The sequence below is a fragment of the Paracoccus sp. M683 genome, from assembly GCF_007096355.1.
Taxonomy (GTDB): Bacteria; Pseudomonadota; Alphaproteobacteria; order Rhodobacterales; family Rhodobacteraceae; genus Paracoccus.
In genome coordinates this window covers 1-16,372 of the sequence record NZ_VKDF01000018.1, presented here as the reverse complement: position 1 = coordinate 16,372, position 16,372 = coordinate 1, and the positions used below count along the sequence as shown (strand labels likewise).

Annotated in this window: 12 protein-coding genes and 2 pseudogenes; 12 read left to right on the top strand and 2 right to left on the bottom strand. The window is 67.3% G+C overall.

Translation table 11 applies throughout. The features are described from left to right. Positions 1-10: 10 nt before the first annotated feature. From FNJ84_RS19565 to FNJ84_RS22080, 3 genes and pseudogenes are all read left to right on the top strand, one after another. Positions 11-595, top strand: a pseudogene (locus FNJ84_RS19565) (phage tail tube protein); the annotation flags it as partial. Continuing rightward, positions 574-759: pseudogene (locus FNJ84_RS22480) on the top strand (hypothetical protein); the annotation flags it as partial. The pseudogenes FNJ84_RS19565 and FNJ84_RS22480, both read left to right, overlap by 22 nt. 98 nt (positions 760-857) lie before the next feature. Beyond that, positions 858-1,001, top strand: coding sequence for a hypothetical protein (locus FNJ84_RS22080; RefSeq protein ID WP_185968606.1), 144 nt, complete (start codon positions 858-860; stop codon positions 999-1,001). A gap of 35 nt (positions 1,002-1,036) precedes the next feature. Here the strand turns inward: FNJ84_RS22080 and FNJ84_RS19555 are convergent, their stop codons facing one another. Next, positions 1,037-1,237: a hypothetical protein gene (locus FNJ84_RS19555; RefSeq protein WP_132952986.1), complete on the bottom strand. Its 201-nt coding sequence runs from the start codon at positions 1,235-1,237 to the stop codon at positions 1,037-1,039. An 83-nt stretch (positions 1,238-1,320) separates the two neighbouring features. Between FNJ84_RS19555 and FNJ84_RS19550 the strand changes: the two genes are divergently transcribed. From FNJ84_RS19550 to FNJ84_RS19510, 9 genes are all read left to right on the top strand, one after another. Then, complete coding sequence (locus FNJ84_RS19550) at positions 1,321-3,783, top strand: phage tail tape measure C-terminal domain-containing protein (protein WP_143794873.1); 2,463 nt, start codon at positions 1,321-1,323, stop codon at positions 3,781-3,783. Continuing rightward, positions 3,783-4,409 carry a DUF2460 domain-containing protein gene (locus FNJ84_RS19545; RefSeq protein ID WP_143794872.1) on the top strand — a complete coding sequence of 209 codons (627 nt, stop codon included), beginning with the start codon at positions 3,783-3,785 and terminating at the stop codon, positions 4,407-4,409. Before FNJ84_RS19550 ends, FNJ84_RS19545 begins: the two co-directional genes overlap by 1 nt. Then, positions 4,406-5,290, top strand: a complete 885-nt coding sequence (locus FNJ84_RS19540; protein WP_143794871.1) for a DUF2163 domain-containing protein — start codon at positions 4,406-4,408, stop codon at positions 5,288-5,290. Before FNJ84_RS19545 ends, FNJ84_RS19540 begins: the two co-directional genes overlap by 4 nt. Continuing rightward, positions 5,287-5,721 carry an NlpC/P60 family protein gene (locus FNJ84_RS19535; protein ID WP_143794870.1) on the top strand — a complete coding sequence of 145 codons (435 nt, stop codon included), beginning with the start codon at positions 5,287-5,289 and terminating at the stop codon, positions 5,719-5,721. The genes FNJ84_RS19540 and FNJ84_RS19535 overlap by 4 nt, the downstream gene beginning before the upstream one ends. 8 nt (positions 5,722-5,729) lie before the next feature. Further along, on the top strand, positions 5,730-9,728 hold the full coding sequence (locus FNJ84_RS19530; protein WP_143794869.1) for a glycoside hydrolase TIM-barrel-like domain-containing protein: 3,999 nt from the start codon (positions 5,730-5,732) through the stop codon (positions 9,726-9,728). A gap of 10 nt (positions 9,729-9,738) precedes the next feature. After that, positions 9,739-11,664 (top strand): DUF2793 domain-containing protein, encoded by a 1,926-nt coding sequence (locus FNJ84_RS19525; RefSeq protein ID WP_143794868.1) that lies wholly within the window; start codon positions 9,739-9,741, stop codon positions 11,662-11,664. Positions 11,665-11,695: 31 nt separating this feature from the next. Beyond that, entirely contained in the window at positions 11,696-12,004 is a 309-nt protein-coding gene (locus FNJ84_RS19520) for a hypothetical protein (RefSeq protein WP_143794867.1), read from the top strand. Positions 12,005-12,076: 72 nt separating this feature from the next. Next, positions 12,077-12,751: a D-Ala-D-Ala carboxypeptidase family metallohydrolase gene (locus FNJ84_RS19515; protein WP_143794866.1), complete on the top strand. Its 675-nt coding sequence runs from the start codon at positions 12,077-12,079 to the stop codon at positions 12,749-12,751. Next, on the top strand, positions 12,748-12,993 hold the full coding sequence (locus tag FNJ84_RS19510; protein WP_370454613.1) for a hypothetical protein: 246 nt from the start codon (positions 12,748-12,750) through the stop codon (positions 12,991-12,993). Before FNJ84_RS19515 ends, FNJ84_RS19510 begins: the two co-directional genes overlap by 4 nt. A 179-nt stretch (positions 12,994-13,172) precedes the next feature. Here FNJ84_RS19510 and FNJ84_RS19500 read toward each other — a convergent pair whose 3' ends face one another. Next, the gene (locus FNJ84_RS19500) at positions 13,173-16,052 is read right to left on the bottom strand and encodes a UvrD-helicase domain-containing protein (RefSeq protein WP_221932012.1); all 2,880 of its coding nucleotides are present in this window, start codon (positions 16,050-16,052) and stop codon (positions 13,173-13,175) included. Positions 16,053-16,372: the final 320 nt, after the last annotated feature.

Below are 16,372 nucleotides of genomic sequence, written 5' to 3'. Positions count from 1 at the left end.
GGAGACCCCCATGGCACGCGCACACGGCGCGCGGGCGCAAATGGCGCTTGCGTTCGAGACGGTTTACGGCACCCCGCCCGCCAGCGGCTATCGGCTGATGCCCTTTGCCCGCACCACGCTCGGCGCGGAACAGCCCCTGCTGAATTCGGAACTGCTGGGCTACGGCCGCGATCCCCTGGCCCCCATCAAGGACGCGGTCACCGCCGATGGCGAGGTGGTCGTGCCGATCGATGTGGAGGCATTTGGCTTCTGGCTGAAGGCTGCTTTCGGATCCCCGACCACGACCGGCACCACGCCCAAAACCCACACCTTCCAGTCGGGAAACTGGACCCTGCCCTCCATGGCCATCGAGGTGGCCATGCCCGAGGTGCCGCGCTTCGCGATGTATGCGGGCTGCGTGATGGACCAGCTCAGCTGGCAGATGAGCCGCTCAGGCTTGCTGACGGCCACGGCACGGCTGATTGCGCAGGGCGAGGCCATCGCTGCCACCACGGCCGCGGGCACGCCGACCGCGCTGGGCCTGCAGCGCTTCGGCCATTTCAACGGCGTGGTGAAGCGCAACGGCACGGCACCGGGGTCGATGCGCTCCTCGAAATCTGGCCGGTCTTCGAGGCCTTCCAGGCGCAATATGTCGCCCGAGGCCTGATGCTGGACGCGGAAAAAAACGCCTCCGCGCCCTCGCCGACTGGTCCTTCGGCGGGGGCGACGGCTACTGCGCAGCCTGCGCAGGCCCCTGCCCCGACTGCCCCGCAAGACTGAACCGGCCGCAGACGGTCGAGGGCTGGCAGGTCTGGGACCTGGCGCAGCGTCTCGGCGGCCAGCTGCGCATCGCGCCGGGTGCCGTCATCGGATGGGACATGGGCGCCGCTCTCGCGCTTGCACAGGCGCTGGGCATCCCGCCCCTGATCGCCGCTGAACTGCTGCCCGAGATCGAGGCGGTGATGGTGCGCAAACTCAACGAGCAGATGGCCGAGCGTTCAACGGCGATGACCCCGATCTGACGCCATGAGACCAACCGGCGCGCCGCGCGCATGATTCAGGTTCGATCGGATCGATCCCGATAGCCGTTTGGTACAGCCCCACGCGCCAGTCCCTTCAGGTCCTGCTTTGCCGGAAGCGAACGGGACTGTGCCTCCTCGCCCTCATCAAATCCACGCAGTGGCAACCCGAGCCCCGCTTGATCGGTGGGCTTGGGTTCTTCATCGCCGTGCTGCGTGCTTTGGCTTTGGCCGATCATCGTCAGTCCTTTGGCAACTGAAACAGAGACTCCAAGTCCTGCCCTCCGCCCTAAGCACTTACCACAGAATCAAGGTTTTCCTCATGGCCGAAAAGAAGGTCTCCGTCCGCCTCGTGGCGGAGGGCGGACGCCGCGTGCGCGCCGAACTGGAAGGTGTCGGTGAGGCCGGGGCCCGTGGCTTTGGCCGCCTGTCGCGCGAGATGGAGCTGGCGAACACCCGGCTTGCTGCTTTCGCGCGCCGGGCCGGTCTTGCCCTTGGTGCAGCGGCGGCCGCCGCCACGGCCTCGCTCGGGCTGATCGTCCGATCCACCGCCGAGAGCGCCGCGCAGATCCGTCAGTTCGCGCAGGTCGCCAATGCGACGCCAGAAGCCCTGCAGCGCTGGTCGGCCGGGGCGCGTACGGTGGGGATCGAGCAGGAGAAACTGGCGGACATCCTGAAGGACGTGAACGACCGGGTCGGGGATTTCCTGCAAACCGGCGGCGGGCCGATGGCGGATTTCTTCGAGAACGTGGCCCCGAGGGTCGGTGTCACCGCTGACCAGTTCGCACGGCTGTCGGGACCGGAGGCGCTGCAACTTTACGTCGACACGTTGGAACGCGCTGGGCTTAGCCAGCAGGAAATGACCTTCTATCTCGAGGCCATGGCGTCCGACGCCACGCGCCTGCTGCCGCTCTTGCGCAACGGCGGAGCGGAGATGGCGCGGCTGGGCGACCAAGCCTCCGACCTCGGGGCGGTTCTGGACGGCGATGCGCTGGAAGCCTTGCGCCGCACCCAACTAGCGCTCGGCACGGTGTCTCTGGTCTTCGACGGCCTGCGCAACCGGATTGCGGTCGCCGTAGCCCCGACCATCGAGGCGCTGGCCAATGCCTTCGTGGCCCTCGCGTCCGACGGTGGCATCCTGCGCTCGGCCATCGACGGGCTGATCGGCAACCTCGGCCGTCTCGCCTCCTATGCCGCCACCTTCGCCGCCGTCATGGCCGGGCGGTGGGTAGCAGGACTGGCGTCGGCGGCCCTGTCGGTGCGTGGTTTTGCGACGGCACTCGTATTCCTCCGCGGCGCCCTCATCCGCACCGGCATCGGTGCGCTGATCGTTGGCGCGGGCGAGTTGGTCTACCAATTCTCACAGCTTGTCGCCCGGGTCGGCGGGGTGGGCGAGGCGTTTCGGCTGCTGGCCGATCTGGCGCGCGAAGTCTGGTCCCGCATCGGCCTGTCGTTGGATGCAGCCCTCACGCGGATGGCGGCTGGATGGGAGGGGCTGAAGGCGGCGGGTCTCTCGGCGCTGGAAGGTACCATCGCGGGCGTCGTCAGCTTCGGTGACCGGACAGCCGCAATCTTCCAGGGGGCCTATGACGCGGCAGTCGCGATCTGGGGAAGCCTGCCGGGCGCCATCGGCGACTTCGCCTTCCAGGCCGCTAACGGGCTGATCTCCGGCGTCGAGGCGATGCTGAACGGCGTCGTCACCCGCATCAACAGCTTCATCGAGACCCTGAACGCGGCCCTCGCGCTGCTGCCCGAATGGGCGACCGGCGAAGGCGGAGTGAGGATCGGCATCCTCGACCCGGTGGAACTCGGCCGCATTGGCAATCCGTTCGAGGGGGCCGCCACCGCTGCCGGTGCCGCCGCCGCGGATGCCTTTTCGGCCGCCCTCGCACGCAGCTATCTCGAACCGCCCGATCTCGGGCTTGGCGCGATGGCCGACGATGCCCGCACCCGTGCCGATGGCTATCGCGAGGCGGCCGGGATGCTGGCTGACGCTGCCGGTCGGCCGCTCGCCAGCTGGCAGGCGCTGAAGGATGCGGTGACCGGCACGGGGGCCGAAGCCGAAACCGCTCTGTCGGATGCCGCCGCTTCTGCCGATGCCCTGACTTCCGGGCTGAACGACACCGCCACCACCGCAGATGGCGCTGGCGGCGCTGCACGCGACGCCGGGGCGGCTGCGGCCGAGGGCGCGGACACGGCCCTGACCGGCTGGCAGGCAGTCACCGCGGCACTCGCCGACTACGCAGCCAAGGCGCGCGACATCGGTGGGGATATCGGCAGCGCGCTGGTCGGGGCCTTCACCTCGGCCGAGAATGCCATCGGTGACTTCGTGAAGACCGGCAAACTCGATTTCCGCGATCTGGTCACGTCGATGATCGCCGATCTCGCCAAGCTCGCGGCACGTCGCTTCATCCTCGGCCCGATTGCGAACGCCCTTTCCGGCGCGCTGGGTGGCGCGGGCGGCATCTTCGCCAACATCCTGCATTCGGGCGGGAAGGTCGGCGCCCCTGGTCCCGGCCGGATGGTCCCGGCGCTGGCCTTTGCGGGAGCGCCGCGCATGCACAACGGCGGCTGGGCCGGGCTACGCCCCGACGAAGTGCCCGCGATCCTGCAGCGGGGCGAGCGGGTTCTCTCGCGCCAGGAAGCGGCAGGGTACGGCCAGGCGGGTGCCTCGACCGTCAACGTCACGATCAACGCCCGCGACGCCGAGAGTTTCCGGCAATCCCGCACGCAGGTCGCCAGCGACATCGCCCGCGCCGTGTCGCTGGGCCGAAGGGGGATGTGATGGCCTTCCATGAAGTTCGCTTTCCGGACAACATCAGCCGCGGGGCGCGGGGCGGCCCCGAACGGCGCACCCAGATCGTCGAACTCGCAAGCGGGGCCGAGGAGCGCAACGCCAGCTGGGCCAACTCGCGCCGCCGCTACGACGTCGCCTATGGCGTCCGCCGTGCCGATGACCTCGCGGCTGTCGTCGCCTTCTTCGAGGCCCGCAACGGCCGCCTGCATGGCTTCCGCTTCAAGGACTGGGCCGACTTCAAGTCCTGCCTTCCATCGCAGACGCCCGGTCCGACCGATCAGCCCATCGGCACCGGCAACGGGGCGGCCGCACAGTTCCAACTGGCCAAACCTTACACCTCGGGCGCGCAGTCCTGGACGCGGGCCATCACCAAGCCTGTCGCCGGGACGGTCACCATCGCCCTGAATGGCACGCCGTTGGCCTCCGGCTGGTCGGTTTCCACGACCACCGGCCTCATCACCTTCACCACCGCCCCGGCCGCGGGCGTGGCCATCACCGCAGGCTTCGAATTCGACGTCCCCGTTCGCTTCGACACCGATGTCCTCGACGTCACCCTCGACCTCGAACGCCTCGGGTCGATCACCTCGATCCCCCTCGTGGAAATCCGCACATGAAAGCCCTGAACCCGGCGCTGCAGTCTCATCTCGACGACGGCACGACCACCCTGTCCTGGTGCTGGCGGATCACCCGTGCGGACGGCGTGACCTTTGGCTTCACCGACCACGACCGGACCCTGTCGTTCGACGGGACCGAGTTCGAACCGGAAAGCGGTCTGACGGCCTCCGAGGTCCGATCCGGCTCCGACCTGTCCGTCGACGCGCAGGATGCGCAAGGTGTGCTGTCGTCTGACCGGATCACCGAGACCGACATCCTCGATGGCCGATGGGACAATGCGTCTGTCGAGGTCTGGCGGGTGAATTGGTCGGCTCCGGCGCAGCGCCTACTCCTTCGGCGCGGGGCCATAGGCCAGATCCGGCGCGGGAGGCTCGCCTTCGTGGCGGAGGTCCGGTCACTGGCCCATATCCTCGGCCAGACCGTCGGGCGGACATTCCAGGCCAGTTGCGACGCCGCGCTGGGCGATGCGCGCTGCGGCGTGAACCTCGAGGCCCCGGCCTTCAAGGGCAGCGGCGCGATCATCGATGTGCTGCGCGACCGGGCCTTCACCGCATCCGGCCTCGGTTCCTTCGCGGCGGGCTGGTTCGCCTTCGGACTGGTGGAATGGTCGACCGGTGCCAACGCCGGGCGGAGTGTCGAGGTGCTGTCGCATGACCTCGTCGACGGGGTGGCGATCCTGACCCTGCTGGAAGCGCCAGTGCGCCCGATCACGGCGATGGATGCCTTCGTGGTCCGGGCGGGTTGCGACAAGCGGATCGCCACTTGTGGCACGAAGTTCGCCAATGTCGCAAACTTCCGAGGGTTCCCGCACATCCCGGGCCAAGACGCCGTGCTGCGCTACGCCACGAAGGACGGCGGCCACGAGGGGGCGGTACTGTGAAGACCGCCGATCCCGCCCGTGTCATCACCGCTGCCCGATCCTGGCTCGGCACGCCCTATCACGACCAGGCCAGCCTGCGCGCGGTGGGCTGCGACTGCCTCGGCCTCGCGCGCGGCATCTGGCGGGAGGTGGTGGGGCCTGAGCCTTTTCCCATCCCGCCCTACAGCCGGGATTGGGGCGAGACTGGGCCGCGCGAAGTGCTGGCGGATGGGGCGCGACGGATGATGCCGGAACTTGATCCATCCGACGCCCGACCCGGCGCGCTGGTCCTGTTCCGCATGGTGCCGCGCGCCATCGCCAAGCATGTGGGCATCCTGACCGGTCCCGACACATTCCTTCACGCCTACGAGCGCCTCGGCGTGATCGAGGAACCGCTGACGCCCGCATGGCGACGCCGCATCGCTTTCGCCTTCCTTTTCCCCGCACGCTGAGTTTTCCAATGGCCACGCTTGTCCTCGGCGCCATCGGTTCCGCTATCGGCGGGGCCTTTGGCGGCGCGATCCTCGGCTTTTCTGGCGCTGCCATCGGTGGCTTCATCGGCTCCACCATCGGATCGGTCGTCGACAGCTGGATCGTGTCCTCGCTTGCGCCCGCACAGAAGATCGAGGGTCAGCGCCTCGACAGCCTACGCATCACTTCGGCTACCGAGGGCGCGATCATCCCGCGCCTCTACGGGCGCATGCGCATCGGCGGCAATATCATCTGGGCGACCGATTTCCGCGAGGAGACCAGGACCACGACGCAAGGCGGCGGCAAGGGCGGTGGCGGCGGCCGGGTCCAGACGACCGAGTATCTGTACTACGCCAGCTTCGCCGTGGCGCTCTGCGAGGGGCCGATCACCGGCATCGGCCGCATCTGGGCCGATGGCAAGCCGCTCGACATGACCGGCATCACCTGGCGCTGGTATCCCGGCAACGAGACGCAGGGCGCCGATCCCTTCATCAAGGCCAAGATGGGGGCGGCCAACACTCCCGCCTATCGCGGCACAGCCTATGTGGTCTTCGAGGAACTGGCGCTTTCCACATACGGCAACCGCCTGCCGCAGCTTTCGTTCGAGGTCTTCCGGCCGCTGGCCGACCCCGACACGGCCGAGGGGCTCGTGAAGGCGGTGACGATGATCCCGGCATCGGGCGAGTTCACCTATGCGACGGAGGCTGTCCGGAAGACGGTCGGCGCCACGACCACGGTCTTCGGCCAGACGACCGGCGGCACCACATCGGCCGAGAACCTGAACGCGCTGCCCGATGAGGCTGACATCGTCGTGGCGCTGGATCGCCTTCAGGCCATGGCCCCGGCGGTCGAGAGCGTCAGTCTCGTCGTCGCCTGGTTTGGCAACGACCTGCGTGCGGGCAACTGCACGATCAAGCCCGGCGTCGAAGTGGCGACAAAGGTCACCAGCCCCAAGGTCTGGACGGTCAACGGGGTTTCCCGCTCGGCCGCCCATCTCGTCAGCCGCGATGCCGAAGACCGGCCGGTCTATGGCGGCACGCCTGCGGATTTTGCGGTGGTGCAGGCGATCCGCGAGATGAAGGCGCGGGGGCTGCGCGTCACCTTCTATCCGTTCTTGCTGATGGACGTGCCGCCCGACAACACGCTGCCGAACCCCTACAGCGCGAATGCCGCCACGCCCGGCCAGCCCAGCTTCCCCTGGCGCGGCCGGATCACCTGCTCCCCGGCGGCGGGCTATGCCGGGACGGCCGACAAGACCGCCGCTGCAGCGACGCAGGTCTCCAGCTTCTTCGGCGCTGCCGCCCCGGCGCAGTTCGCCATTGCGGGCGACACCGTCAGCTGGACCGGCCCTTCCGGCGATTGGGGCCTGCGCCGGATGATCCTGCATTACGCCCATCTCTGCACTGTGGCGGGAGGTGTCGATGCCTTCCTGATTGGCACCGAGATGCGGGGCCTGACGACGATCCGCTCCAGCGCCAGCACCTATCCGGCCGTCACCGCCTTCAAGGCGCTGGCGGCCGACGTGAAGGCGATCCTCGGGGCGGGCACCAAGGTGGGCTATGCCTCGGACTGGTCGGAATACTTCGGCCACCAGCCCGGTGACGGCAGTGGCGACGTGTTCTTCCACCTCGACCCGCTCTGGTCCGACGCCAACATCGATTTCATCGGCATCGACAACTACATGCCGCTCTCGGACTGGCGCGACGGCTTCGACCACGCCGATGCCCTCGAGGGCTGGCCCGCGATCCATGATCGCGGCTACCTTCAGGCCAACATCGCGGGCGGCGAAGGCTTCGACTGGTTCTATGCCAGCGCCGCCGACCGGTCGGCACAGATACGCACGCCCATCACCGACGGCGCAGCAGGCAAGCCTTGGGTGTTCCGCTACAAGGACCTCCGCGCCTGGTGGTCGAACCCTCATTTCAACCGTCCGGGCGGGGTGGAGAGCGGCACGCCCACGGCATGGGTGCCGCAATCGAAGCCGGTCTGGTTCACGGAACTGGGGTGCCCCGCCATCGACCGGGGCACGAACCAGCCGAACGTCTTCTTCGACCCGAAGTCGTCCGAGAGCTTCACGCCTTACTTCTCGCGCGGCTGGCGGGACGACGCGATCCAGCGCGCCTATCTCGAGGCGAGCTATCTCTGGTGGGGTCAGGGCGCCAACAACCCGACGTCGTCCTTCTACGGCGGCCGGATGGTACATGTCCCCGAATGTGCCGCCTGGACCTGGGACACGCGGCCCTATCCGTTCTTCCCCGAACTGACCGGCATCTGGACGGACGGCCCGAACTGGCGGCTCGGGCACTGGCTGACCGGGCGGCTGGGCGCGGTGTCACTGGCGGCCCTCGTGCGGCACCTCTGCCTGCGCTCTGGGCTAGCGGAGAACCTGATCGACGTTTCCGGCCTCTGGGGCGCGGTCGAGGGCTATGTGATCGGCGCGCTGGAAAGTCCGCGCGCGTCGATTTCCACGCTGGCACGCCACTTCGGCTTCGATGCCATCGAGACCGAAGGCGTAATCCGTTTCGTCATGCGCGGCCGCGCCTCGGTCGCCACGCTGGCCATAGACGATCTGGTCGCCAGCCGGGAAGGCGATGCCTTCGAGCTGACGCGCGGCCAGGAGACCGAACTGCCGCAGGCGCTGAAGTGGCAGGTCGCGCGGGCGGATGAGGACTACGACGCGGCGCTGGTCGAGGCTCGCCGCATCACCGTCGACACGACGCGCATCGCATCCGAGTCCTTCCCGATGGCGATCCCGCCCGAGGAGGCCGAACGCCGCTGCCGCCGCGCGCTGATGGAAGCCTGGATCGGAAGGGAGAGCGCCACCTTCCGCCTGCCGCCCTCGCGTTTGGCCCTCGATCCCGCCGACGTGATCAGGTTGGCGCACGACGGCCGGGAGGTCGAGTTCCGGCTGGTGTCCGTCGCCGATGCTGAAGCGCGGGTAATCGAGGCGGTGCGTCAGGACCGGGCAGCCTACGATCTGCCGCCCGGCGATCCGCGCCCGGCCTCGCTCGCCAGCCCCGTCGTCTTCGGGACGCCGGAAGTGGTGATGCTGGACCTGCCGCAGATTTCCGAGGACCAGTCCGCCCATCGCCCCCTGATCGCCGCGCATGCCAGCCCCTGGCCCGGCGAGATCGCCGTCTTCCGCAGCGCATCCACCGACGGGTTCGCGTTGCTGACCACCTTCGGCAGTCGGGCGCGGATCGGCATGCTGGCCTTTGACTTCTTTCCGGGGCCGACCTCGCGCTTCGATCTGGGCAATGCGCTGGTTGTCGATCTGCTGTCCGGGACGCTGGAAAGCGTGACGGACGTCGTACTGTTTGGTGGGGCGAATGCGTTGGCGGTCGAGAGTGCCGCTGGCCAATGGGAGATCGTCCAGGCGGGCGCGGCCGAATTGATCGCGCCGAGCAGGTACAGCCTGACCCGGCTCCTGCGCGGCCAGCGCGGAACGGAACATGCGATGGGCAATCCGGCCCCGGCTGGTGCGCGGGTCGTTGTACTGGATACGACGTTGGCATCCCTGCCCATACCCGAGGCCGACCTTGGTCTGCCATGGAACTGGCGCGTGGGCCCGGCCGCGCGTTCCGTCACGGATGACAGCTATGCTGCGCTGGGCTTCACGCCGACCGGGCGGGGCCTTGTTCCCTTCGCCCCGGTCCATGTCGAGCAGCCGTGGCGAACGGCCCGCAACCCGGGCGATCTGACGATCCGTTGGACGCGGCGGTCCCGGGCGCTCGTCGCCGATGCCTGGGAGCAGGTCGAGGTGCCGCTGGCCGAGGACGTGGAAAGCTACGATGTGCAGATCCTCGACGGGGCCGCCGTCAAGCGCACGCTGACCAGCACCACGACCTCCATCCTCTACACCGCCGCGCAGCAGACCGCCGATTTGGGCGCACCGCTCGGGCCCGGCCAGACGCTGGCGCTCCGGATCTTCCAGCTTTCGAACCGCCTCGGCCGCGGCACGCCTGCCGCCGTGACCCTCCAGTTCTGACGGGAACCCCATGTCCGACACCACGACCCATCTGGGCCTGCCCTATCTCCTGGCGGCGCAGGCGCAGAAGCATGTCACCCACAACGAGGCTTTGCGCCTGCTCGATGCCATGGTGCAGCTCTCGGTCCTCGACCGCACGCGCACCACACCCCCGGCCAGCCCCGCGGACGGCAACCGGCACATTGTAGCCTCAGGCGGAACGGGTCTCTGGGCAGGGTGGGACCTGAACATCGCCTTCTGGGTGGACGGCGCGTGGATCCGCCTCGTCCCTCACACTGGCTGGATGGTCTGGGTCGCGGCGGAAGGCCTGTTCCTCGTCTGGACAGGCAGCGCCTGGGAAGTGGTCGGCGAGCCGCGCGACGTCTCGGACGCGGTGTTCAGCCTGGTCAACGATGCGGACCCAACGAAGAAGGCCACCTTCTCGCTGGCGGGCATCAGCGCCGGGACCACGCGCAGCTTCACGCTGCCGAACACCTCGTCGGAGCTGGCGATCCTCGCGGGCACGCAGACCTTCTCCGGCAACAAGACGTTTTCGGGGACTCTGACCGCCTCGGGCACGGTCACCGTCTCGGCAGCGTCCGCCAGCATCGGCACGGCCACGACGACCGCGAACTACGGAATGGGCACCGGCGCCACGACCACCGGCGTCACCAAGACCGTGAACCTAGGCACCGGCGGCGCCTCCGGATCGACCACGGTCGTGAACATCGGCTCTGCGACGGCTGGCGCGGGCGGCACCACGGTGGTGAACACGCCCACGGTCACCTTCGCCAATGCCGTCACGCAGGTCGGTATGCCGCAGGCAAACCTGACCGCGCAACTGCTCGGCCTCGGCGGGGCCACGGCCGACAGCTACAACCGGATGTCGGTCAACACACCGGCCGTTCTGCTGAACAATGCAGGTGCAGGTATCGAGGCGACCGTCAACAAGGCCGTTCCAGCCAATGACGCGGCCTTTGCGTTCAAGACCGGCTTCTCCGCCCGTGCCCTGATCGGTCTCTTGGGCAACGACGACTTCAGCTTCAAGGTCAGCCCGGATGGTTCCGCCTTCTTCGATGCCTTCAGGATCGACCGCAGCAGCGGCCGCGTCGAACTGGCCGAACCGGTCGTCCTGCCCGCCCATGATGCCGTCCCCTCGCCGCCGCCCGCAGGCAAACTCGCGCTCTATGCCCGCGACCGCGCGGGGATGGGATGGCTCGATGTCGAGCGCCCCTCGGGCCGCCACTTCCCACTCCAGCCGCATTTCGGGGTCAACCGGATCGCGACATGGGCGCCATCGACCAGCACCACGATCAACACCAACGGCATGCCGCGCACGGCCGTCGGCACGGCGGCGACGCCGACGCTGGCCACGACCAACCTCTCCACCTCCATGCGCCGCTGGCGGATGACCTCGGCGGCCACGGCCGGGGCGGCGGCCGAGGAACGCTCCGCGGGCTGGGTCTGCTGGCGCGGCAATGCCGATGGCCTTGGCGGTTTCACCTATGTGAACCGGCTGTCGATGGTCACGCTGCAGGCAACCGGCATGGGGTTCTTCGGTCTGCTCGGATCGGTCGCGGCGCTATCGACCACCCTCACGCTCTCGGCCGTCGTCAACGCGCTGGGCATCGGGTTCGAGCGCGGCACCCATGCCAACTGGCAGATCGTCCACAATGACGGCGCGGGCGCGCCGACGCTGATCGACCTCGGCGCGGGCTTCCCCGTGGCCAGCACGACGAATGTCCTGACGCTCTACATCGCCGCGGCCCCGAACGACAGCGCGGTCGGGATCCGCGTGGTCGAGGAAGTCTCGGGCGCGGTGGCGGAGGCCACAATCACCACCGACATGCCCGCGGCGACCCAGCTTCTGAGCCCGCGCAACTACCTCAACAACGGCAGCACCGCCGCGGCCGTCGCCTACGACTGCTCCGGCGTCTACGTCGAGACGGATTACTGAAGCGCCACGCCCGTGGCCGGAAAGGACCATGATGGATAACCAGACCACTCTCGCCGGGGAGGTCGCGCGGGCCTTTCGGGACCACGGGATCACCGCCGCGCTGACCGCCCTCATTGGCGGCACCATGGCCCTGATCGCGGCGATCACGAGGAAGGCCTTCACCAACGAGGCTCTGCTGGATCGCCTCGACAGGGAACTGATCGCCGACCGCGACCGCATCGACCGCCAACGCAGCGAGGACCGCAAGGCTGATGGCGACCGCCTCGACCGGATCGAGACCGACATCCGCTCGATGCGGGACATGCTGTTCGACGCCTTCCAGCGCGGCCGATCAGACTGACCGCCTGGCGACCACACCACGACGACCACATCCCCCGCCCAAGAGGCGGGTTTTTCATTTGGAGAACTGACCATGCCCACCCTGACCTACCCCCACTGGCGCGATGTGCCCGCGAACACGTGGCGCTGGCCGAACTTCTCGGCCGCCGAGATCGCCTGCCGCGGCACCGGCGCGATCAAGATCAACACCGAAGCGATGGACAAGCTGCAGGCCCTGCGCGACCGGCTGGGCAAGCCGCTGATCATCCGCTCCGCCTATCGCAGCCCGGAACACAACCGCGCCGTCGGCGGTGCCCCGGCCTCGAAGCACATGCAGGGCACCGCCTTCGACATCGCCATGTCGAACCACGATCCGGTGACCTTCGAGGCAGCGGCGCGGGCCGTGGGCTTCCTCGGCTTCGGCCATTACCCCCGCTCGGGCTTCATGCACATCGACCTCGGGCCTGCCCGGTCCTGGGGCGATCCCTTCCCGGCGCGGCCCGTGCCCTTCGCGCCGGAACTGACGCCCGCGCGCGAAGTCCTGTCGGAAAGCCGCACCCTGCGCGGTGGCGGGACGGCGGGTTTCGCCACCGTCGGCGCGGCCGGGGTGGAAGTGTTGCAGGACCTTCTTGCCGAAACGCAGACCACGATCCAGCCGCTGGTCCCCTACCTCGACAGCCTGCGCTGGGTGCTGATCGCCATCGCGCTGATCGGTATCGCCGTCACCATCCACGCCCGGCTCGACGACTGGAAACGGGGCCAGCGGTGATCGGCTGGCTCCTCACACATGGCCCGGCGCGCAAAGCGCTGGGTCTGGTCCTCACCGCCGCAGCGATCCTGCTGTTCCTGTTCAACTTGCGTCGCGCAGGCGAACGCGCCGGGCGCGCCGCCGAACGGCTTGATGCCCAAGAGAGAAACGATGCCATCCACCGCCAGATGCTCGACGCCGCCGCCCGCCGCCCTGCTGATCGCGATGCTTTGGCTGAGCGCCTGCGCGACGGCAGGTTCTGAGACCAGCGCGCCCTGCCCGCCTGTGGTCGAGTACACCGCAGCAGATCAAGCGCGGGCCGCCGATGAGGTCGAGGCGTTGCCGGAAGGGGCCGTCGTCGTCCGGATGCTAAGCGACTACGCCGTGTTGCGTGATCAAGCGCGCGCGTGCCAGTGAAATCTTGGATGCTACTCGCTCGGCGTCAGACCCTTTTCCGGCGCCGTGGCTTGGGGATGGTGGTCTGATCGCCGTTCGAGATTTTCGCTTTCCCGGTACAGGTCGGATAGCGCACGCAGCCGAGGAACTTGCCGAAACTGCCGCTGCGTTCGACCAGCCAGCCATCTTCGCATTCCGGACACGTCGGATAGCTGGCACCGCACCCGCATCGAACCTCGCCCGCTCCCTCGGCAAGGCGTGGCAGGGCCGTGCCGCAGGATGGGCAGGCCGGGAGCAGATTTCCGCAGTGCTGGACATGCTCGCAGCGATACCAGATGCGACCATCCTGCCCGGTCACGCCCAGCAATCGTCCGCCGCATTCACCGCAGACATGAGCCTCGGGTTCGGCCCCTGGGGCTATTGAAATCCCGTAGGCAGGGTCTTTCCGAAGCTCGGTCACAAAGGACGACGGTCGGGCGTTCGAGGCAAGGATCGTCAGGGTATGGCGGGCCCGCGTCATCGCCACATACATGACGCGCCGCTCCTCTGCGTTCTGGAACGCCTCCTCCTCCGGCGAAACCAGCGACAGGAGCGGGTCGTCGACGATCTCTGACGGGAACCCCATGCGCCCGCTATCGGCGTTCAGCAGGACGACGTGGTCGGCCTCCAGCCCCTTCGACGCATGGATGGTCTTGAATTCGATCTTCAGCCGCGGGAAGCGGCGCCGCAGACCCGGCATGTCCGGTTCGTTGAAACGATAGCGGCCAAGGAGCAATACCGTCGCGGGCTTTGCCCCGAGCGCCGCGGCGGCAGACAGGGCGGCAAGCACCTCGTTGAGTTTCCCCTCGTCCTCGCTTTTGGACACGGAGACGACCCTGATCGCCGGTTCGGTGGCGGTTCCAGCCGGGACGATCCTCTTGTCGATCTGGGCGGGGTTCCGCAGAACGAAGGTTCGGGCAGCAAAGGCGATCTGGTCGACCGACCGGAAGGTGCGGCCGAGATCGACGGTTCTGTGCACGCCAGTCTCGCCATCGAAGCGCCCCCCGAACTCCCGCCCGAAATGGCGCATCAAGTGGATGTCGGACCCCGCGAAGCGGAAGATGGATTGCCAGTCGTCACCCACGGCAAAGACGCGCACATCCGGATGCTGGGCCTTCAGCGCCTTCACCAACCGCGCCCGGCTTTGAGAGATGTCCTGGAACTCGTCGACCAGGATATGGCGGAACGGGCTGACATAGCGGCCGTCCTCTGCATAGCGTGCGGCGCGGAGGATCATGTCCTCGAAGTCGATCCGGCCCTCCAGACGCTTCTGATATTCCTCGAAGACCGGGGCGAAGATGTCGAGGAATGCCCGGGCGCGTTTGCCCAGCTTCATCCGATCTGACTTGGTCTCGCAGTCCTGCAGGCTGTAGCCGCCGCTCTTGAACTTGCGCAGGAAGGTTCCGAGCAGCTTGGAAAAGTCATCGACCTGCTTCAGCTCGACGATCCGGTCATAGATGGTGTCGACCGGTCGGGGGTTCAGGGTGACGTGCGGTGCCAGCTTCTCGGCGAGGCCGATCAGTAGGCGGCCCTCCTGCCGTTCATAGCTGTAGGTCTCGATCAGGGTGGTCTGATGCTCGGCGTGGACCCTCCGCTTCCAGTCCATGCCCGCCAGGTATTCGTCGCGGTCCACGAAGGGCGCCGTGACCAGTCTTTCGCTGCCGTCCCGCGCCTTCTCGCGCCGCACCCCGAAATGTTCGATGTAGATGCCGCTTTCGGTCAATCGGAAATCGGGCTGGTAATCGCGCCTGCCGATCTCGGAAACCTTGTGTTCGTAGAGGGGCTCGTACTCGTACTCGACGCCGTTTTCGTAAAGCCAGTTGGCGATCTGCAGCTCTTCGTAGCTCTTGACCTTCTCGCCCTGCAGCGTCCGCAGGTCTTGGGCTTCCATGTGGGTGTAGAAGTCATGCTTGGTCTTGAAGTCCCATTCCGTCTTGGGCTCGACCAGGAAATGCGCGAAGAACTGGATGATCGCCTTCGACACCTCTGAAAGGCGGTAGACCAGGTCCTTCAGGATCTGCTTGATAAGGTTAGAGAAGGCGGTGTCGTCGGTGGCATGATCCGCCAAGGCGGGCTTTGACCCTTCGACGATCCCGATGATGTCATAGGCAATCGCGTGGAAGGTCCGCGCGACGATGGGCACGCCGGATCGGGCTTCGACCCGTTCCGACATTTCCTCGGCCGCATTCTTCGCGAAGGCCAGAAGCAGGATTTCCTCCGGCTGGCGGATGCCCGCCTTGACCAGATAGGCTGCCTTGGCGGTGATGACGCTGGTCTTTCCGGATCCCGCCCCGGCAAGGACCAGAGTCGCATCCTCGTCGACGACAACCGAAAGGCGCTGTTCCGGGGTCAGCGGCTTGCTTTCGATAGTGTCGAAGAACTCCTTCCAACGGTCCAGTTCGGCCGTGACGAAGGCGGCGATGGCATTCGCCCGTGCTGATCGCGGGTCGGCGGCGAATTTTCGGACCGGTGCGATGCGCGCCGCGACCTCTGGACCGATGGCCTCGGCATTCAGCTTTGACAGAAGCGATGCATCCAGAGCCTTGGCGTCATCCAAGAGCGGCGCGATCTTGCACGCCGAGGGATAGTGCGGCGGTGCCGCTAGTCTCAGCACCCCGGCAAGAACTCTGTCCAGCCGCGCCGCTTCCTTCTCAAGGGCTGCGAGATTGACGCGCGTCCAGGCTTCCTTGACCTCTTCCGCGAACTCCCTGGCTGCGACGTGCCCCGCCCCCTTCAGCGTGACATTGTTATGCTCCTGCGACTTTAAGGTCAGCGCAGTTCCGAGCATCCCTTTCCGGAGAACTGGTGCACGGGTCAGCGCCTGCAGTGACACGGTCGCAACCTGACCGCGTCGCGTGATCCTGATGTGATCCCCGTCTAGCGCCATGGCACGAGCAGACATCCCGAAGGGGTCAATCAGGAAACCAAGCAAAGGGCGTTGTTGCAGTCGAATCAATGAACTGGGCCTCGTCGTCGCGTCCTGTCAGCTTGTGCTGCGACCGGCTTGAACTGCAACTGGCGAGTGCACAGACCGTGGTTGGGAGTTCTACAGCTTCATTGGCCGACAAGCGACGAAACTATAGCGCGACAATCTGGGTGAGACGCGCGCGACGATCTGGATGAGATTCTATGTCGCGGCGTCTTCGACGATAGCATCTTGATTGTCGCTGGCAAGTTCCTCTTTCGTTTCTGATTGTCGCGCCGCGT